This window comes from Bacteroides salyersiae WAL 10018 = DSM 18765 = JCM 12988, assembly GCF_000381365.1.
GTDB lineage: Bacteria > Bacteroidota > Bacteroidia > Bacteroidales > Bacteroidaceae > Bacteroides > Bacteroides salyersiae.
The window spans coordinates 1509207-1528525 of sequence record NZ_KB905466.1 but is presented as its reverse complement, the minus strand read 5'-3'; the positions used below and the strand labels follow the sequence as shown (position 1 = coordinate 1528525).

At 37.3% G+C, this 19319-nt stretch carries 15 protein-coding genes and 1 tRNA gene; 7 read left to right on the top strand and 9 right to left on the bottom strand.

Translation table 11 applies throughout. From position 1 onward, the window contains the following. Window positions 1-102: 102 nt before the first annotated feature. The 5 genes from HMPREF1532_RS05760 to HMPREF1532_RS05740 form a co-directional block, all read right to left on the bottom strand. Window positions 103-975, bottom strand: a complete 873-nt coding sequence (locus HMPREF1532_RS05760) for a hypothetical protein (RefSeq protein ID WP_005926145.1) — start codon at window positions 973-975, stop codon at window positions 103-105. Window positions 976-1366: 391 nt separating this feature from the next. Then, entirely contained in the window at window positions 1367-2533 is a 1167-nt protein-coding gene (locus HMPREF1532_RS05755; protein WP_005926142.1) for a site-specific integrase, read from the bottom strand. A 273-nt stretch (window positions 2534-2806) separates the two neighbouring features. Further along, a tRNA-Lys gene (locus HMPREF1532_RS05750) sits at window positions 2807-2879 on the bottom strand. A 111-nt stretch (window positions 2880-2990) separates the two neighbouring features. Then, entirely contained in the window at window positions 2991-4112 is a 1122-nt protein-coding gene (locus HMPREF1532_RS05745; protein ID WP_005926139.1) for an AI-2E family transporter, read from the bottom strand. Between the two features lie 14 nt (window positions 4113-4126). Beyond that, on the bottom strand, window positions 4127-4726 hold the full coding sequence (locus tag HMPREF1532_RS05740; RefSeq protein ID WP_005926136.1) for a thymidine kinase: 600 nt from the start codon (window positions 4724-4726) through the stop codon (window positions 4127-4129). 113 nt (window positions 4727-4839) lie between these two features. Between HMPREF1532_RS05740 and HMPREF1532_RS05735 the strand changes: the two genes are divergently transcribed. From HMPREF1532_RS05735 to HMPREF1532_RS05715, 5 genes are read left to right on the top strand one after another with little or no spacing between them, the layout of a single operon-like run. Then, on the top strand, window positions 4840-5412 hold the full coding sequence (locus tag HMPREF1532_RS05735; RefSeq protein WP_005926133.1) for a hypothetical protein: 573 nt from the start codon (window positions 4840-4842) through the stop codon (window positions 5410-5412). An 18-nt stretch (window positions 5413-5430) separates the two neighbouring features. Beyond that, window positions 5431-6105 (top strand): 16S rRNA (cytidine(1402)-2'-O)-methyltransferase, encoded by a 675-nt coding sequence (rsmI, locus tag HMPREF1532_RS05730; protein WP_005926130.1) that lies wholly within the window; start codon window positions 5431-5433, stop codon window positions 6103-6105. 33 nt (window positions 6106-6138) lie between these two features. Beyond that, window positions 6139-6996, top strand: a complete 858-nt coding sequence (locus HMPREF1532_RS05725) for a Cbp1 family collagen-binding glycoprotein adhesin (protein WP_005926127.1) — start codon at window positions 6139-6141, stop codon at window positions 6994-6996. After that, on the top strand, window positions 6996-7688 hold the full coding sequence (locus HMPREF1532_RS05720) for a YjjG family noncanonical pyrimidine nucleotidase (protein WP_005926124.1): 693 nt from the start codon (window positions 6996-6998) through the stop codon (window positions 7686-7688). The genes HMPREF1532_RS05725 and HMPREF1532_RS05720 overlap by 1 nt, the downstream gene beginning before the upstream one ends. Before the next feature lie 58 nt (window positions 7689-7746). Beyond that, window positions 7747-8391, top strand: a complete 645-nt coding sequence (locus tag HMPREF1532_RS05715) for a MarC family protein (protein ID WP_005926121.1) — start codon at window positions 7747-7749, stop codon at window positions 8389-8391. Between the two features lie 312 nt (window positions 8392-8703). Here the strand turns inward: HMPREF1532_RS05715 and HMPREF1532_RS05710 are convergent, their stop codons facing one another. The 4 genes from HMPREF1532_RS05710 to HMPREF1532_RS05695 all read right to left on the bottom strand — a co-directional run bounded on the left by HMPREF1532_RS05710 (window position 8704) and on the right by HMPREF1532_RS05695 (window position 16650). Then, complete coding sequence (locus tag HMPREF1532_RS05710) at window positions 8704-10926, bottom strand: M6 family metalloprotease domain-containing protein (RefSeq protein WP_005926119.1); 2223 nt, start codon at window positions 10924-10926, stop codon at window positions 8704-8706. Window positions 10927-11017: 91 nt separating this feature from the next. Then, window positions 11018-11992: a hypothetical protein gene (locus tag HMPREF1532_RS05705; RefSeq protein ID WP_005926116.1), complete on the bottom strand. Its 975-nt coding sequence runs from the start codon at window positions 11990-11992 to the stop codon at window positions 11018-11020. Between the two features lie 43 nt (window positions 11993-12035). Next, entirely contained in the window at window positions 12036-13514 is a 1479-nt protein-coding gene (locus HMPREF1532_RS05700; protein WP_005926113.1) for a RagB/SusD family nutrient uptake outer membrane protein, read from the bottom strand. Window positions 13515-13527: 13 nt separating this feature from the next. Then, window positions 13528-16650 (bottom strand): SusC/RagA family TonB-linked outer membrane protein, encoded by a 3123-nt coding sequence (locus tag HMPREF1532_RS05695; RefSeq protein WP_005926110.1) that lies wholly within the window; start codon window positions 16648-16650, stop codon window positions 13528-13530. Window positions 16651-17101: 451 nt separating this feature from the next. Here HMPREF1532_RS05695 and HMPREF1532_RS05690 point away from each other — a divergent pair, with 451 nt between their 5' ends. Both HMPREF1532_RS05690 and HMPREF1532_RS05685 read left to right on the top strand, forming a co-directional pair. Next, on the top strand, window positions 17102-18283 hold the full coding sequence (locus HMPREF1532_RS05690; protein WP_005926091.1) for a site-specific integrase: 1182 nt from the start codon (window positions 17102-17104) through the stop codon (window positions 18281-18283). A gap of 64 nt (window positions 18284-18347) precedes the next feature. Then, complete coding sequence (locus HMPREF1532_RS05685; RefSeq protein ID WP_005926094.1) at window positions 18348-18737, top strand: hypothetical protein; 390 nt, start codon at window positions 18348-18350, stop codon at window positions 18735-18737. Window positions 18738-19319: the final 582 nt, after the last annotated feature.

Below are 19319 nucleotides of genomic sequence, written 5' to 3'. Positions count from 1 at the left end.
GCGAGCGTGGTTATTTGTATGAAATAGAATAAACGAATAGAGGGCAAACCGTGTAATGCGGAATGCCCTCTAAATGTTTGTTGTGATTCATATTTCTTTTATTTATGCAGCATTTCTGTGCACTCCAATTTGCTTTGTAACAAAGTCTTGTATGTATTGACGTTTGTCCTCACAACGGGCGTCTATGATTGTTTGTCTCGTCACTTCATCAATAGCACTCAGAGCTTCAATAACTTCATCCAAAGTATTGATTTTAATGCTTGTGTTTAATGCTTTGATATAGCGAGTTTGCACAGCACATCTTGCTCCAAAGGCTTTCTCTGTCGCTTGAAACAATCTTGTTGCCTCTTCCAAAGTACGAAACTTAAAATCTTCAAATGGGGTTACCATTGTTATGGCGGCTTTCTGTAATGAAGCTACGCGGCAAGAAAGCCCGAAATAGGCTTGTGCTGCCGTTCCGTTCATTCTTCTTTCCTTTGCAAATTGAAGAATTTGGCTTAGGACATTTTCTTTGGTTGTAGCTGCACCTATTCCAATCCACTCATCCTTTGTAGGGAGTTGTGCAATGGCGCAAGTTGTAGCAACATAAGAATAGGCTTCGGCAACGGATTTGCACTTTACCACAGCAGAAGTGAGAGGGGTATCAAGCAAGCCTAACAAATTGATAGTGTCAGGTTTGTCAAGACTAACCAAAACATCATTGTCTAACTCTTGGGGTATTTCTACCCCATTGTAGTCAAACAGGATGATATTTTCATCTCTGAATGGCTTTGTGCTTGTAAACGCAAAGATAGTTGGCAAGATTTTACCCTTGTCAAGATTCTCTAAGATTTTACTCTTTGAGAGGTCTTTGCGCTTGATTGAAAACTTGGTGAACGCAGGAATAATATCCTTTGATTCATTGTTAATTAACACGGTTACAGTAGCAAGTTCTATGCTTGCTTCATTCTCTAATAAATATTTTTCAATATTCATAATCTGAAAAAATTAAATTAAACAATTAGAAAATGATTGTAGTCGTGCTGTTCGTCTTCTTATAATAACTGCAAGACGCTTGCAGTGAAACAGAATCACAACATTTCAAAGACCGCATTTAGTCTTTGCAGAAGACCAGTCAAGCAATCAGCTTGACAGATGCAAAGTTACTGAATTTTTGGCATATATGAGAATGTTAGATGGCTAAATGTGATTATTAAATAGTCTTTCTGTCAGCAAATATCAGTTAATTTGCTTTTGCAGAAAGATTCATTAGCAGAGGTATTTAGAGGACGTTATAAGAATTTAGAATATTCTTTGAAGAATTGGGCTTTGAGGAGATTAAATGACTTGGCTGCAAATCATAGATAAATATAAATAAAAGTTAAGATTACACCTTTGACGCACAATTGTAGATTTGAGTAGTGCGAATGTCGGTGTGTCCCAACATCTTAGATACACTTTCGATGGGTACACCATTTGCTAAAGTTATGGTCGTTGCAAAAGTGTGCCTTGCAAGGTGAAATGTGACGTTCTTGTCAATACCGCATACCGTTGCAATTTCTTTCAAATAATCATTCATTTTTTGATTGCTGATAACAGGTAGCAATTGACCGTTTTTAAGTTTTCCCTCGTATTTGTTCAGGATAGCTTTCGGAATATCCAGTAAACGGATGTTTGATGTTACTTTTGTCTTGTGACGTTTCTTTATAATCCACAAATTATCATCGAATGCCATACGGATGTCGCTGCGGGTTAATTCGCATATATCCACGTATGAAAGTCCGGTATAACAGCTAAAAATAAAAATATCCCGTACCTGTTCCAATCTCTTTGAAGCAAATTCTTTATTGCATAACCTGCTTATTTCGTCCTTGTCAAGATACCCTCTTTCGATATACTCGAATTTAAGTTTGTAATGAGCGAACGGGTCAGCAGTAATTAATCCGGTAGCTTGTGCAAAGTTTACCACTGTACGGAAACGTTGGATAAACTTCATTGTTGTATTGGGTGAACAATCGTGGTTCTTTATTATATATAGGTAGAAGTTCTCAATAAATACCTTATTAATTTGACGTATCGGTAAGTCTGATACACGATATTCATCTTTCATGTATTCTATCAGGCGTAACTTTGTCAGTTCATATCGGCTGTACGTTTTGGGGGTTGCTTCACCTGCTGCGACCTTTTTCTTGTATTGGTCGTTGTGCTGGATGAAAAAAGAAATGATGGTATTTGCTTCTTCCTCTTTTCCCAATAGTGCATTTTTCACGCTTTCGGGGGTAACATAACTGTCCCGCATTAATTGGTTGTGGAAGTGGGAACGAATATTTGCCTTAATATCGTCCAGCATGGAGTTAAGCCTTTGTATCTCCATTGATTTACCTACGGCTCTGCCGGATTTCCAGTTCGTTTCAAGGACTTCTAACTTGGTATTGAATTGGGTTTGTTTGCCGTTAATCGTGATACGGGCATGAATGGGTACTAAACCATTCTTTTTCATCTTGTCTTTTTTCAGGTAAAACAATACGCTGAATGTACTCTTTTCATTCTTCATAATCTCACTTTTTTTAGATTGCAAAACTAATTTTAATCACTGTAAATGAGATGAATAGAGTATAGACAAATCACGTCAAAAGTAAGCCATTTTCCGACAATCGTACCCCCTAATCGTTTTTTGGGGAAGGGGGTACGATTTGGATACTAAAGTGTGTCTTTTCGTGCCCCTTTTTTGTCTTTCAGGCAAGACGGAAACATAAAAAAAGTCCTACAATACGTTGATATTGTAGGACTTGTCTCTTTTTTGTCGCCGTTTGGCTTTGTTCCTATGTGATCCGCCTGGGGCTCGAACCCAGGACCCCAACATTAAAAGTGTTGTGCTCTACCTGCTGAGCTAGCGAATCAATCCTTATTGCAAATCAGTTATTTCCTGATTGCGGGTGCAAAGGTAGTGACTTTTTTTTTATTTGCAAGTAAAGTGAGTAAAAAAAATCGTATTATTTTATGCTTTCTTTCTAATCGTATTGATCATCAGTGGATTTTGTTTCAGAATCGCTTATCTTTTCTCTATTAATAATGAAACGTTGATAGTATGACAGCATCAGTGTTGTTAATGGAAGTGCTATAATCATACCTAATACTCCCATAAGTGAGCCCCAGACCGAAAGAGATAGGAGGATGATAGCAGGATTCAGACCGGTTATTTTTCCCATGATTTTAGGAACGATTATCGTATCTTGGATGATTTGGACGATGGCAAAGACGGCTAAAGCAGAAGCAATGATAATCCAGAAGTTTTGTCCCGTATCGGCAGCTTTGAGGATAGCCAACAAGATAGTAGGAAGAAAACCGATGATCTGAAGATAGGGAACCATATTCAAAGCACCGATGAAAAGCCCTAAGCCGATGGCCATTGGAAAGTCTATAATGAGAAAGCCGATGCTGAATAATATACCGACACAAAGGGCTACAAGTGCTTGTCCGCGAAAATAAGTATTCATGCCGTTTTGCACATCTTTAACGAGATTGGTTGTGAAAGTGCGATATTTGGCGGGTAATAAATGAATCCATCCTTCTGCTATTGCTTCGTAATCCAGTAATATGAAAAAGACATATAATAAAATGATGAAAGATGCTAAAATACTGAATAGGAAGTTTATAGATTCGGATAATAACATCCATAGTTTAGGTACTGTGTTTTTTATCGTGTTAATTATATTCTCTTCACTTAAGATGCGGTTCAGTGTATTCATGTCTATGTTTTCATGAATAAAATCTGAAAGACTTTGGGGCACATTGGAATTGTGGGATATGCCATTAGTGAAGTACAGCACCAAGAGGTCTTTTACTTTCCCGAACTCTTCTAACATTGGTGGTACTAAGAAATAAAAGGCAGTGATTCCTATTATGGTAATGGATATTAATGCGCAAAAAATGGAAAGTACCCGACTTTTGAAACGTAGTTTATATTGGAACAATTTAACTAACGGATAAATCATATAGGCGATAAGCCATGCCAAAAAGAAAGGTAATAACACTCCGCTGAGCCTTTCGACCAGCATTAATAGTCCGATTATAAGGACACAACAAATAGTACCACGTATAAAACTGTCGAATGTTATTTTCTTTCTTTCCATATTTATAGATGTTTTTATCCTTTTTCTTTATCTTCTTCCAATGCCCGTAAATAGCATTCCCGGCATAGTGGTTCGTATTCTGTAGTTTCTCCCAATAGCACTTGTTTGTCATTTTTTACTGTTCGATGGGAAAAAGAAGCAAGTTGCCCGCACTTCACACAAATCGCATGCACTTTTGATACTTCATCGGCTATGGCACATAAACCCGGCATCGGACCAAATGGATTACCTTTAAAATCCATATCTAAGCCGGCTATAATCACTCTTATACCATTATTTGCCAGTTGATTACATACTTCGATTAAACTACTGTCGAAAAATTGTGCTTCATCAATACCTACTACATCTATTTCGGAAGTGAATAATAAGATACTGGCTGATGAATCAATAGGAGTGGAGGATATTGTGTTACTGTCATGCGATACTACATCTGCTTCGGAGTAACGGACATCGATAGCCGGCTTGAATATTTCTACACGTTGACGGGCAAATTTGGCACGTTTCAAACGACGGATCAGTTCTTCTGTTTTTCCTGAAAACATGGAACCGCAAATAACTTCAATTCTTCCTCTTCTTCTGGTTTCCTGTATGTGATCTTCTGAAAATAATACCATGATTTAGTGTGTTATATTTGGTTGCAAAAATAACACTTTTGTTCGCTTTCTGATGTTTTTTCATTATTTATTTCTACATTTGTGGCATCTACAAAAAGGAAAATAAGAATAGTATGCAAGCACTATTGACCAATATAGAACTGGATATTCAAGAGTTGAAGTATTTGATGGATGCTTTTTCGCGTGAGCCGAATGCTGCCTTACGTGAGGTATTGAAACGGAGTATCTTGCAAATGCGTGCCCGGCTGGATCAATTGTTGTTAGAGCTGGATGCGGAACAGAAGTCTTTTGAAGAAAAAGTGGAATCGGTTCGGTTGGAAGAACAGATTCTGGAGAAGCAGGTGCCGATGGATATTGAAGAAGAAGTTTTGCCAGAAATGGACCCTGTATCCCCGGTGAATATCCAGATAGATGAAAAGGTGCAAATACCTTCTACCCCGATTTTGGGTGAACGTATTAGGCCTGCCGCGGATTTACGGCGTTCGATTAGCTTGAATGATTCTTTTCGTTTCTCACGCGAATTGTTTAATGGTGATAATGAACAGATGAATCGGGTGATAGAGCAGATATCGGAGATGAGCTCCTTGGAAACTGCTGTTGCTTTTCTTGGCTCCAAAGTAGATGTCAATGAAGAAAATGAAGCTATGGCAGACTTTATGGAGATTCTGAAAAAGTATTTTAATTAATCTGATACCATTAGTCGTATGGGAAAATTATATGTAGTGCCCACACCGGTAGGGAATTTGGAAGATATGACCTTTCGGGCTATCCGAATTTTGAAAGAGGTTGATCTTATTTTGGCAGAAGATACCCGTACTTCCGGAATTTTGCTGAAACACTTTGAAATAAAGAATGCAATGCAATCTCACCATAAATTTAATGAACATAAAACGGTGGAGAGCGTTGTTAATAGAATAAAGGCCGGTGAAACGGTTGCTTTGATCTCGGATGCCGGTACACCGGGTATTTCGGATCCTGGCTTTTTGGTGGTACGCGAGTGTGTGCGCAATGGTATTGAAGTGCAATGCTTACCGGGAGCAACGGCTTTTGTTCCTGCATTGGTAGCTTCGGGATTGCCTAATGAGAAATTTTGTTTCGAAGGATTTCTTCCTCAAAAGAAGGGGCGCATGACGAAACTCAAGTCTTTGATAGAAGAACGGCGTACGATGGTGTTTTACGAATCTCCCCATCGTTTGCTGAAAACCTTGACACAGTTTGCCGAATATTTTGGGGCAGAACGTTTGGCAAGCGTATCCAGAGAGATATCTAAACTTCATGAAGAAACCATTCGTGGTAGTTTAAGTGAATTGATAGAACACTTTACCGAAACGGAACCCCGTGGAGAAATAGTGATTGTAATTACAGGAATAGACGATTAAATAACTTCATTTAAAAACGTAAAACGTAAACGTATGAAAAAGTTAGCAGTTTTAATTGTATGCGCAGCCATGTTGGCTTCGTGTGATGGCTTTAAAGGTGGTAGCAAAGATCTTAAGGCTGAAAATGACTCCTTATTGATAGAATTGTCACAGCGTAATGCTGAGTTGGACGAAATGATGGGAACATTTAATGAAATTCAAGAAGGTTTCCGTCAAATTAATGATGCTGAGAGTCGTGTAGACTTACAGCGTGGCACAATAACCGAGAATTCGGCATCAGCCAAACAGCAAATTGCTTCTGATATTGAGTTTATTACCAAACAAATGGAAGAGAACAAAGCTCAGATTGCAAAGTTGCAGGCTATGTTGAAGAGTAGTAAGAACAATTCTGCTCAGTTGAAAAAAGCGGTGGAATCTCTGACTCAGGAACTGGTTACCAAACAACAACGTATTGAAGAGTTGCAAGCCGAACTTGCATCTAAGAATATTCGTATTCAGGAATTGGATGCTGCCGTCAGCGGATTGTCTGCTGATAAAGAGTCTCTTGCAGCAGAAAATGAAGCAAAAGCCAGAACCGTGGCTGAACAGGATAAGGCTATTAATGCTGCCTGGTTCGTATTTGGCACGAAGTCAGAATTGAAGTCGCAAAAGATTCTTCAGAGTGGAGATGTCTTGAAGAATGCTGATTTCAATAAGGACTATTTCACTCAGATCGATATTCGTACAACTAAAGAGATTAAATTGTATTCAAAACGTGCAGAGTTATTGACTACTCATCCGGCTGGTTCTTACGAATTAGTGAAAGATGACAAAGGACAACTTACTTTGAAGATTACAAATCCAAAAGAGTTTTGGAGTGTGTCGAAATATTTGGTTATCCAGGTTAAATAATGAAATATAAAAATCTCTTTTTTGATTTAGACGATACATTATGGGCATTTTCAGCGAATGCGCGTGATACATTTGAAGAAATGTATGATAAGTACGGACTGGGTGCTTTCTTTGATTCTTTCGAACATTTCTATTCGCTTTATCAACAGCGAAATACGGAACTTTGGATAGAATACGGTAATGGTCGGATCACAAAAGAGGAACTCAATCGCCAACGCTTTCTGTATCCTCTTGAGGCAGTAGGTGCTGGCGATTCTGCTTTGGCGGTAGCATATTCGGAGGGTTTCTTTTCCGTTATTCCCACCAAGAGCCGGCTGATGCCTCACGCGAAAGAAGTACTTGAGTATTTAGTTTCCCGTTATAATCTCTTTATTCTGTCGAACGGTTTTCATGAACTCCAGTCCCGTAAGATGCATTCTGCGGGAATAGATCACTATTTTAAAAAAGTAATTCTTTCGGATGATATCGGACTTTTGAAACCTGCTCCGCAATTGTTTTATTTTGCTCTTTCGGCTACTCAATCTGAACTGCGTGATTCATTGATGATAGGCGATAGTTGGGAGGCTGATATGGTAGGGGCCAATGGAGTAGGGATGCATCATGCTTTTTATAATGTGTCCGGTCGCACCGAATTTCCTTTTAAACCTACTTATCTTTTGAAAGACTTGAAAGAGTTGATGCAAATATTGTAGTATTTGTGAATAAGTCGTACTTTTGCGGTGAAAAATAACGTATAAAGTTATCACTGCTATGGATACTATATTGCCTTTTGCTTTACTTTGTTTTACTTCCTTTTTCACATTGACAAATCCATTGGGTACCATGCCTGTGTTTCTTACGATGACGCATGGAATGACAGACAAAGAGCGGCAATCCGTGGTTAAGCGTGCTACTATTGTTTCTTTTATTACTTTGATGGTTTTTGTCTTTGCCGGGCAATTCTTATTTAAGTTCTTCGGAATATCCACTAATGGGTTTCGTATAGCAGGTGGAGTTATTATTTTTAAGATTGGCTTTGATATGTTGCAGGCTCGATATACACCTATGAAGTTGAAAGATGAAGAAATTAAAACCTATGCCGATGATATTTCAATTACCCCTTTGGCTATTCCTATGTTATGCGGTCCGGGAGCGATTGCCAATGCTATTGTATTAATGCAGGATGCCCATACAATTGAGATGAAAAGTACTTTGATTGGGATGATTGCATTAATTTACTTTATAACTTTTCTTATTCTTCGTGCTTCTACTCGTCTGGTTAAGATTTTGGGAGAGACTGGTAATAATGTGATGATGCGCTTAATGGGATTGATATTGATGGTAATTGCCGTAGAGTGTTTTGTCAGCGGTCTGAAACCGATTTTGGTAGGAATATTAAAAGAGGGGATGATGTGATAAAACAGACTTTGTAATCGGATGTAGCTTATGTGTTATTTTATCTCAAACAAGCTGTATTTAAAAAGTGATCAATTTTTGCGGAATTAACTTCCTCCGATATGGTAGTGTTCATGTTAAAACTTCAGAGACTGTCTCAAAATGGGATTTGAAAGTTGAAAAGTTTATAAATTGAAACTTTAGAAGAGAAAATCTCCCTGTTTTAGTCTTGTATTGTAATGAATTAAGGCAAGAACAGGGAGATTTTTATACTATGACTTACAAAATATAAGGGCTGTCTTATCTTTTTTACTTTGAGACAGCGTTTTATATCTAATTACATATCAGTTTAGAAATATGATTATCTATTTTTATTATATATATTCCGGGAGATTTTATTGGAATCTCGTTCCAGCCTTTATCACAGAGTATACTCAAAATTTGTCGTCCTTCAATACTGAAGATTTCAACCAATTGCTTGTCTTTATCACTCTGTACATAGAGGTTTCTTTCTGAAGTATAGAATTTTATGGAATCTTCTTGTTGGCGAGTGATCGTTGTAGATGTTCGTTTTTCGGTTATTGTAAAATCATCTACCAAAGCTTCTGAAGTACCAATGTTTACAATTCTGAATCTGACAGGTGCCGTGATTTCTTCATCTATGATATAGGTATTCATTTTATTCTCTGTCAGGGTAATAGTTGATCCATATGTTACCCAATTGCTGCCATTGTCTTTGGATATCTCTATTTTAATTGTTTGCGGGGGGGAAGTGGCTGTCTTTTTCCCGGCAATGAGGCTAACGGATTTTATATCTTCAAGAGTATTGAATTCCATTTCTATTTTTCCTCTTTTGATAGAAGCTACCCGTAATCCGTTTCCCATATTGGTTTCTGTAGTGGCGTAAGTTATTGCATTTGAGAAGTTCCAACTGCCCAGTATTCCGCTTACGTTTTCTTGATTCCAGTTAGGTTTGGAGATACTTTCAAAAGTTTCTACCAATCGATTGTATGAGGTTTTGTTGACAGTGAAAGATATTATATTATTTTCTTCTTTAATATTCAAAAGGGAGGTTTCCGTAGGAGTACCGGTCCAGCTTCTTAAGGAAGGGGTTGTGTCATCTGTCAATGATTCACGCTGAGTTGTTCCGGGAAAAGTGTTCCCTCCTCCATCTGCCAATGAATTATTGGCTCTTATAAGTTCATAATATACGTGATTGGGGTTATTGTTAATGGTATTCTGTATCCATACATTCGGATTAGTTGAATCTACTCGAAAAACCAACATACCTTTTCCTGGCAAGTATTTGTCCCATCCCTCCTGAATTCTGTTTTCCAGAATAAAAAACTCTTTGGGTACTGCTGAATTTATGCGGAAACTTTCATTAGAGGTAGTCAATGGAGGTAAAGTATAATTTCCCGATTCTTTTATTAATTCAGGCGATGCCCAACCAATGGCATAACGTTCGAAAGCAGAGTAGCTACAGGGGGTTCTTCCATTATTCAGATATCCTCCGCTTGCCATTAAAGACCAATCGCCCGGATGCGGTGCAGAACCATTTTCTTCATAGTCGGTATCGTAAAAATCCGGTAACCCTAATACGTGGCTAAACTCATGACAGATAGTGCCTATACCGTCTCTGATCTTATTATTCTCTCTTCCGGCCAGTTCTGTAGAGCATGCATAGCGATTACAATAAACTCCGTCCAATTTTACACGACTGTAATTTAAAGCATAAGCATGAGGCCAAATGAAATCAGCATTATTTCCTGCATGAGATCCTCCTCCTGCAAAAATTACATATATCATATCCACTTCTCCATCATCATTTAAATCATAATTAGAGAAATCTACAAATTGGTCTGCTTTTATGCAAGCATCACGAACTAAAGCCTGTCCATTGTCTGATCCCAATGCATCTGTTTGTTTATAGTCTAAGGTTACAGGACCCACAATATCAAACTGCGGTTCGAATATTCCTCTTGAAGTATCATAGAAGTAATCTCTTACGCTACCGGTAAAATCATCTTCTCGATAATTGGGTTGATTGATGGTCGCATCGAATAATTCTCTTGAATTATTGGGCAAGAATGAGCGGTCGGTAAATTGAGCCAGAATAATAATTCCTTTAAATTGTGTTGAAGAAATTCGTTTTAAACTGTTCTCTCTTATCAAAGAATTTGCCAGAGAACGGCTGAGCTTGGGCTTTGATTGCCTGGAGTGTAAATACCGTTTGACGGAATTTAAGAAGAGAACTTCATCATTGCTACGTTCAGTCGGATCTTTCGCTGTATATTTTCCGGGAAGGATATTTTCATCATGATTTTGTACTGCATATTTGTAAAAACCATCTGGAGATTTTATAATTGTATATCCATCTGTTGTTGTTATAAAATGTAAGAATTCATCTCCATGCAATTTTGCATGAAATTCTTTTCCGTCCGGTTGTTGTAGCTTAAAAGGCGTCGGATCAGCAGGTATTGCCCAGATATTTCCTACCTGTGTGATGAGGAAACAGATAAGAACCCAATTTAATATATTACGGAAATTCTTCATAATAAATAGGTGTGTTTTGCGATTTAGGGAAATAAAATAAGGCAGGCCTCTTTGCCTGCCCTATTATTAAATTTGAATAGCTCTACTATTGTTATTCTATCGGTGCGAATAACGCATTGGCTTCTACATGTGAAATCATAAGAGCATAACCCGTTTTTTCAGCTTTATGCCTGATATAGATATAACATACTTTATTCTCGAAATCAGATAAGTCCACAGTGTGCATTTTGTTTACAGTATCTTTATTTAGAGTAGCTTTGTAATAAATTTTAGCTGCATCGGCCTGCTCTTTTGTTTCGATAGGTGATTCGGATGCGATAATTTCAAAAGAGTCAAAATAGATATCACTCGTTTGAACCGGCATTGCTCCGTACGAATAGGGTAAAAACGTAAATTCCGGAAATACACCGTCTGTAAAATCGGCAGTACATTCTATCAAGTCATCAGCAGCTAAGAGAGCGCCAGTATTGCCATCTATTGACCAAAGAAGCATTGCAAAAGATGCGTCATTAACTAATCCCAACTCCCAAGAACTTACGTTTCCGGCTTGAAAACCATCATCGGCACCGAGATTTATAAATGCCAAATTTTGGAGGAAGCTGGTAGTACTAAAGTTTTCATATACAACCGGGGCTCTATCCCAAGCCTTATCTGTTGTCAGTTTCTTAGCTTCTCCAAAAGCTACCCCTTCACGGTTCTGTGCATATGCACAATAATAGTATTCTTTTTGTGCTTCCAGTTCTTTTATAGTTACCACGTTTGTTTCTCCTACTTTGCGTGAATTCGATGGATAAACTACTCCATGAATTAAATCTAACTGATCTTGTGAGGTGGCCAGTACTATACCTTGCTGTATGACGGTATCCAGTGCATTGTTACTCGTTGTTTTCATACTCAGCTTTAGTGCTGTGCCATAGTTACCTAATGCTTCACCCGTTTCAACTATTGCCAATTTACTGGAGTCGAAAACCGGATTATAGTCTTCTTTCTTTTCTTCGCTACATGCAGCAAACAAAATAGAGACACAAGCAAAGGAAAAGAATATATTATATATCTTATTTTTCATAATCTTGTTTTTATCATTATACAATTTTCTCATTTTTCCTTATTTAAGGATTTTGATCGGCTTCTGAGATAGATTCGTTCTCTTGAATTTCTCTTAATGGAATCTGGTATAAGAATTTCCAATCGCCGGCTTCTATTTTTAACTTGGCTGCATCAAAATAGTTAGATCCTGCATAAGTACGGTCCACTCCTTTTTTCAAGCGTAAATGGTCATATAGCGCAAAGCCTTCGCCCCAAAGTTCCAGGCGTCTTTGGGTATATACATCGTCTACTGTGACAGATGCTTTATTCCATGACGGGTCACGGTTTACCATTAAGTCTTTCAATACAATGGCGGCTTCTGTTCCTTTATTCAAGTGCGCGAGAGCTTCTGCTTCTGTAAGATACATTTCGGACACGCGCATAAATACATTATCGGCCATCCAACTGGCAGCATATTTAAATTTCAAGTTAGTATAAGGAGGATATACTGCCGTTGCGTCTTCGGGACTAACGAATTGAGCCAGACGGGCATCTGTCGAAGAGAAGTTACTATACAGTTTTGCATCCATCTTTATATAATAACCACTTTTGCCACCGTAGCCTATACCAGTAGTGCAAATCCATGAAGAGAATGATGCAAATCCCAAAATATTGTCATTTGCTGTTGTTACATCCATTCCCCACATCCATTCTTTGTTATTAATTTCATTAAAACCGTCGGTGGCAATTTCAGTTGTATTCATCAAAGAATACCCACTTCTGGCAGCTTTTGCCATATCAATTGCTTTTTGCCATTCATTCATTACTAAATATGTACGCGAAAGTAGACCTTGTGCCACACTTTTATCAATCCTTCCTTTATCTGTACCTCTATCCCATCCATCCAAGAAATTGATGGCTTTCAGATAGTCTTTCTCTATTTGATCGTACACGTCTGCCACAGGGACACGACCTCTACGGCTTTCCCCTTCGGATGTAGTGATGATCAAGGGTACACCCGGTTGATTTTCATTACCTTTGTAAGTCTGTTGATACATCTGAATCAAATAACTGTATGATAAGGCTCTGAATGTCAACGCTTGTCCTTTAATCGCATGTAATTCCGCATCAAGGCTTTCATCCGGAATTTTTTCAATTATCGCGTTGGCATTATTAACCATCGTATAAAAGAAATTCCAATATCCGAATGTGCGCACATAAGGTTCGTCGCGATAATCGAACAAGTGATCGAATTTAAACCATCCGTTTACGTGCAGAGCCATATCGTCGCTCATGATATCGCTCATCAAAAAGAAACTTTGAAAACCATAATCACAATGTTGATATTGTCCGTCTGTACCCGATTTGGTTTGAAAGTCTGCATATAATCCTTTTAGTAAGGGTTCTACTATGGTTACTAATTTATCCGGATTATTTTTCGCCAGTTCATTCATTGCATCTCCGGTTGCTACATCCGTCGGATTAGTTGTTAGGTAGTCCTCTCCACAAGATACAACTGTGGCAGCGAATAAGGCTATTATTAATGATTTTATAATCTTCATATCCTGCATTTATTTAAAAGTTAATGTTGAAGCCAAAAGATACAGTACGGATTGCTGCATAAACTCCGTAATCAATAGTACCGTCCAGATTCTGTCTGGGATCAAGCCCTGTACGTTTTGATAAAAGCCAAACGTTATCAGCTACAGCAAAAAGTCTTAATGATTCGATTCCCAATTTTTGTGTATACATTTTTGGGAAACTATATCCTAATGATATATTTTTGATATTGAAATAATCACCTCTTGTCAAGAATCGGTCGGACATAGCCGAAAGATTCTGAGTACTCAATTGTACTCTTGGAACAGTTGCTTGTGGATTTTCCGGAGTCCATCTTCCAAAGATGTCAGTTGACCAGTTTGAACCTTCTTGTCCACCGCCCATCAATGAAGAGTAGCCGCTATCATATACATAACCTCCGATAGAGAAAGCTGTGTTGATATTCAAGTCAAATCCATAGGCTGTTAAAGAAGTTGATAGACCGCCGTATACATCGGGTAGGGACGATTTGCCGGTTTCGTAACGTGTTGCATCATTAGGGTTGGCTGTTGTTGTAGTGCTTACATTCCCATCTTTGTCTGTTACATCACGATAGTACAATGCTTCACCTGTGTTAGAATCCACACCTGCATATTTGTACATGTACCAGTCATAGATTGTACCTCCTTTTTTTCTCCAGATATTTCCTGTTGCATATCCATTGGGATCCTTGCCGGTTGCTAACTTAGTAATTTCATTTTTATAATGAGTAAGATTTAAGCTAACGTCCCATTTTATATTATTTGACTTGATAATATTAGCATTCAGTTCTACTTCGACACCGGTGTTTTTCATGTCCATATCATTTACCCATAATACATTAGGAGAACCTTCTGATGGAGCAAGCGGTTTGCCGTAAAGCAAATCGGTCGTTTTTTTGATGAAGAATTCCACGCTTCCTGTAATGCGATCTAAAAAGCCGAATTCTGCGCCGATATTAAAGTTGTTACTCTTTTCCCAAGTGATTTCTTTATTTCCTCTCCATACTTTTACACCACCAGGTTTTCCATCTTGTGCAACAACTTCGTATTGATCCATATAAGGCGTATTATTACCGATATTATCATTTCCTTGTGTACCATAACTTGCTTTTAATTTCAGATCTGTCAGGAAATCCACATCTGCCAACCAACTCTCTTCTTTCATTCTCCAAGAGGCGCCGGCTGACCAGAAGTTTCCCCAACGATTGTCCGGATGAAATTTAGAAGAACCATCACGGCGGTAACTTCCACTTAGATAATATTTATCATTATAGTCATATTGAACGCGACCGAAGAAACCTTCCAGACGATAATCGTTTTTATATGAAGAGGCTGATTTTATATCCGCACCGTTGTTTAACTCCGGATTTCCGGGCATATAAAATTGTTCTTTTCTGGCTCCAAGATAATTTACGTTATCTGCTTTAACTTCATGTCCCAGCAACACGTCTACATTGTGGCTGTTAAATCTATGAATCCAAGACAATAATTGATTGGTATTGAGTACAAAATATCTTTGAGATTCTTTTGTGGAACGTCCGTTTACATCTTTTGCATCACCTGCAATCGGTGTTTGGAATACAATTTTATTAGTAGTGAAATTATCAATACTCAAATTGGCTGTGAATTTGAAATCTTTGAGGAATTTAACCTCGCCATATACACGTGCGCTTAAATTGTCTACAGTTGTTTCACGAATATCGTTTATCATCGTATTATACGGGTTTGTACCTGTATTGTACGGTCTTTTACGATCTCCGTCACCCCAGTCTAACAGGTTTTCTCCCGTCGTTGGGTTGGTCATGATATTTCCCTGCGCATCACGTTCCCAGATCGGATAAATAGGTGCAATACCTTGTGCAAAAGAAAACATGCTTGAAGCGTATGAGCTTGCAATAGTTGCATTCGTTGATGTTTGACCATAAGCTACATTAAATCCTGTTTTTAACCAGTCGTTAGCCTGATGGTCTAAGTTGATACGTCCTGAATAACGTCTGAAATCGGAATTACGAAGATATGATTCGTCATCCAAATAGTTTAATGAAGCAAAGAATGTTGTTTTCTCATTACCTCCGCTAAGTGATAGATTGTACTCTTGGCGTAAGCCATTTTTGAATGGATCTTTCTGCCAGTCGTCATGATATAGTAGTTGGGCACTTGGATTCAAACGTCCTGTCACCGGATCTATTAACATATCATTGGCTACATTATAACTATTGTATCCTAAACGATCTATAAGAGTTTTTGATGCGTAGATACCAGCTTGGAGTGGCTCTAATCCTAAGGTTCCGTACATTGCTTCATGCTTGATAGCTTCCCAAAACATCTCATAATACTCACCTTCATCCCTGATAGTGTTATATGGTTTTACGGCTCTTGAATTAATACCCCATTTAGCTTCTAATGATATTTTTGTTTTACCAGAATTACCTTTTTTTGTTGTGACAATGATAACTCCGTTGGCACCACGAGCACCATACATAGAGTTTGCTGCTGCATCTTTCAATACAGTCATGGACTCGATATCCTGATTATTTATGGAGTTTAGAGAGCCTTCATAAGGAACACCGTCTACTACGATAAGCGGGGCCTTGGATGCTGATATGGAGCCTACTCCACGTACATAAATTGAAGATGAAGATCCGGGCTGACCCGAAGATGAAGTGGTCTGTACGCCAGCTACAGCGCCTTCTAATGCTTTAGAAAGGTTGGAAACTTGCATCTTTTCGATCTTGTCTTTTTTCACAGTACCGGCAGAACCTGTGAATGAAGATTTTTTGGCAGTACCGTAAGCTACTACCATTACTTCGTCAATTACTTGTGAATCAGACTTTAATATCACCTTTACAGTCGGTTTGATCGCCACTTCCTGTGTCTGCATTCCGATGTAAGAAATCTGCAAAGTCTTTGCAGAACTTGGTACGCTCGACAAAGTAAAATTACCATCTACATCAGTTATAGTACCTAAATTGGTACCTTTTACTAATACAGAGGCCCCAACAACTGGTTGCCCATCTTCTTCAGAAATCACAACACCTGTAACCTTCTGAGTCTGGGCAGTTACTAGACCTATACTTACAAAAAGGCAGGTCAATAACAGCATTAATTTTCTTTTCATAAATTCTCTCTTAAAGTTTAACTTTACATTAATTGTTTCTTTACTCTAACAAAATGCAAATATATTAATAAATATGAAACGAGCAATTATTTTTGCGAAAAAAGCTTGTGTTAATAACAAATTGTTATCAAAATGAGCTTGTTTATGCTCAACAGCATATAATCATAGCTTAAAAAACCTAAACAGAGTATCAAATAATAACATGTTGTATTGACGAAAAGTACGATTTTATCGTTCATTTTCTGTTTTTCACTGCAAATTTTGGCAAAAAGCTCTCCATTTTGACTAATGGAAAAGCTTTATAAACAAAAATTCCGCATTTTTTTTAAAAGAAATTCATTAGTTATAATATATGTTTTTACGCTTTTAGCAGATATTAAAACTTATTCAGTTCTTATATAGGCCATATATACGTCTTATTTGTTTATAGTATTAATTCAAAATTAACCTAATGGAAAAAATTATCTACAATTTAGTATTCAACAGAAAAAAAAGCCTGAATAAAAAAGGCATGGCTTTAGTTCAAATAGAAGCCTATTTGAATAGAAAGAAAAAGTACTTTTCGACTAAGGTCTATTTGAAACCGGAACAGTGGGATGCAAAAAGAAGAAGAGTAAGGAATCATCCGAATGCAGATGCAATAAATCGGATGATTTATGAGTATATGGCTGAGATAGAAAAGAAAGAATTGGGGTTATGGCAGCAAAGGAAAACGGTTACATTGGATGCTTTAAAAGAGGCATTGGTAAGCGTGCAAGAGGAGGAGGAGTCTTTTCTGGCTTTTTTCCGTAAGGAAATCATCAATTCCAGATTGAAGGAGAGTACAAAGCAAAATCATCTTTCAACGCTTGAATTACTGAGGGAGTATAAGAAAAATGTTTCATTTACCGAACTGACTTTTGAGTTCATATCTTCTTTTGATCAATACTTGCAAGCCAAAGGATATCATGTGAATACCATAGCCAAACACATGAAACACCTGAAACGTCATATAAATACAGCAATAAACAAGGAGTATATGGAAATACAAAAATACGCTTTTAGGAAATATAAAATTAAAAGTGTAGAAAATAACCATACTCACCTTTCGCCGGATGAACTTAATAAAATAGAGAAACTTGATTTGGGAGATAGATATACCAGGCTGGAAAAGACTAAAGATGCTTTTTTGTTTTGCTGTTATGCGGGGCTACGTTATTCAGATTTTGTGAATCTGTCTTCCGAAAATATCGTCATAATTCAAAAAGACACTTGGTTGATATATAAAACAATAAAAACCAGAATAGAAGTGAGACTCCCTCTCTATCTATTATTTAAAGGAAAAGGTCTTGAAATATTGAATAAATATCAGAATAATCTTTCGGATTTTTTTAATCTCAGAGATAATTCGAATGTGAATAAAGAACTGATTATTATATCAAGGCTTGCAGGAATACATAAAAAAATATCTTTTCATACCGCAAGACATACTAATGCCACCTTATTAATATACAATGGAGTGAACATTACTACTGTACAAAAACTATTGGGACATAAGAGCGTAAAAACAACACAAGTATATACGAATGTTATGGATATGACTATTGTCAGAGATCTGGAAAAAGCTAAAAGTACCAAACGTTCTCCGGTGTAAAATCAGGAAATATCCTTTCCGGGTATCGTGCCCACCGTCCGTATGCCCGGTAATCACCATCCGTATGCTCGGTGCTTACGCCCCGTATGCCCGATACTTGGGGGGGGTATTTGTACAGAGACTGGAAAGCAGCAGGGCCCCTTCACCCTGTATCGCCGATGAACAAAGCAGTGAAGCAAAAAAGGTAAAGCCGGTGAAAGGGGAAAAAATAGACAGAAAAGATATCCTGAAGAATAAAAACATTCATCAGAAAAAAGATGCTACATCTTTTTTTGAAACCTGCACATCTTTCCGTTGCAACCTGTTACATCTTTTTTTGAGAGATACTACGTCTTTTTTTGAAAGGTGCTATGTCTTTTTGAAAAAGATGTTACGTCTTTTCAAGCAGACAGGAGGTACTGATGTATATGGGTTTGGGTTGACGCTGTCACAACTTATTTTTTGCGATTACTAAGATTATTATATATACTATTGATTTTTTCATTTATTTAATTTATACATAATTCTGTTTATAAAAGGTTGTTATTTCAACATCATCAGATGACCTTTCAATCGACAGATAGTTTGACCGGGAAAATATCAGATACATTCGCTATATTCTTACAGGATTTTGAAATATTGATTCAGCGCAATGGTTTCATAAATTACTATAACTAATTATATTAAATACTATAATAATTATTGACTTTACGATGTGTTAATAACTAAATAGTATCAAAGTGGTATTTCTGTATAATATATATATACATTATTAATTATTGATTATAAGATGATTAAATCTCTATTTAGGCGAAAATAAGGTATACATATTGTACAATAATATTCATATATTTTATATATAATACACTGATTTATAATAAAATAATATATGGATTAATAAATACAGCAAAGTACTGATGTTTTTCTATAAACAACTAATTATAAGCAATTTAAAATAAGATTAGTTCTGCAAAGACTTTGCAGATTTCTTACATCGGAATGCAGACACAGGAGGTAACGATCAAACCAACTGTAAAGGTAATATTAAAATCTGATT

Bases quoted from the DNA above. Each gene is read 5' to 3' on its own strand.
- HMPREF1532_RS05760 (WP_005926145.1), bottom strand. From the start codon at position 975: ATGAATATTGAAAAATATTTATTAGAGAATGAAGCAAGCATAGAACTT.
- HMPREF1532_RS05755 (WP_005926142.1), bottom strand. From the start codon at position 2,533: ATGAAGAATGAAAAGAGTACATTCAGCGTATTGTTTTACCTGAAAAAA.
- HMPREF1532_RS05745 (WP_005926139.1), bottom strand. From the start codon at position 4,112: ATGGAAAGAAAGAAAATAACATTCGACAGTTTTATACGTGGTACTATT.
- HMPREF1532_RS05740 (WP_005926136.1), bottom strand. From the start codon at position 4,726: ATGGTATTATTTTCAGAAGATCACATACAGGAAACCAGAAGAAGAGGA.
- HMPREF1532_RS05735 (WP_005926133.1), top strand. From the start codon at position 4,840: ATGCAAGCACTATTGACCAATATAGAACTGGATATTCAAGAGTTGAAG.
- rsmI (WP_005926130.1), top strand. From the start codon at position 5,431: ATGGGAAAATTATATGTAGTGCCCACACCGGTAGGGAATTTGGAAGAT.
- HMPREF1532_RS05725 (WP_005926127.1), top strand. From the start codon at position 6,139: ATGAAAAAGTTAGCAGTTTTAATTGTATGCGCAGCCATGTTGGCTTCG.
- HMPREF1532_RS05720 (WP_005926124.1), top strand. From the start codon at position 6,996: ATGAAATATAAAAATCTCTTTTTTGATTTAGACGATACATTATGGGCA.
- HMPREF1532_RS05715 (WP_005926121.1), top strand. From the start codon at position 7,747: ATGGATACTATATTGCCTTTTGCTTTACTTTGTTTTACTTCCTTTTTC.
- HMPREF1532_RS05710 (WP_005926119.1), bottom strand. From the start codon at position 10,926: ATGAAGAATTTCCGTAATATATTAAATTGGGTTCTTATCTGTTTCCTC.
- HMPREF1532_RS05705 (WP_005926116.1), bottom strand. From the start codon at position 11,992: ATGAAAAATAAGATATATAATATATTCTTTTCCTTTGCTTGTGTCTCT.
- HMPREF1532_RS05700 (WP_005926113.1), bottom strand. From the start codon at position 13,514: ATGAAGATTATAAAATCATTAATAATAGCCTTATTCGCTGCCACAGTT.
- HMPREF1532_RS05695 (WP_005926110.1), bottom strand. From the start codon at position 16,650: ATGAAAAGAAAATTAATGCTGTTATTGACCTGCCTTTTTGTAAGTATA.
- HMPREF1532_RS05690 (WP_005926091.1), top strand. From the start codon at position 17,102: ATGGAAAAAATTATCTACAATTTAGTATTCAACAGAAAAAAAAGCCTG.
- HMPREF1532_RS05685 (WP_005926094.1), top strand. From the start codon at position 18,348: ATGCTCGGTGCTTACGCCCCGTATGCCCGATACTTGGGGGGGGTATTT.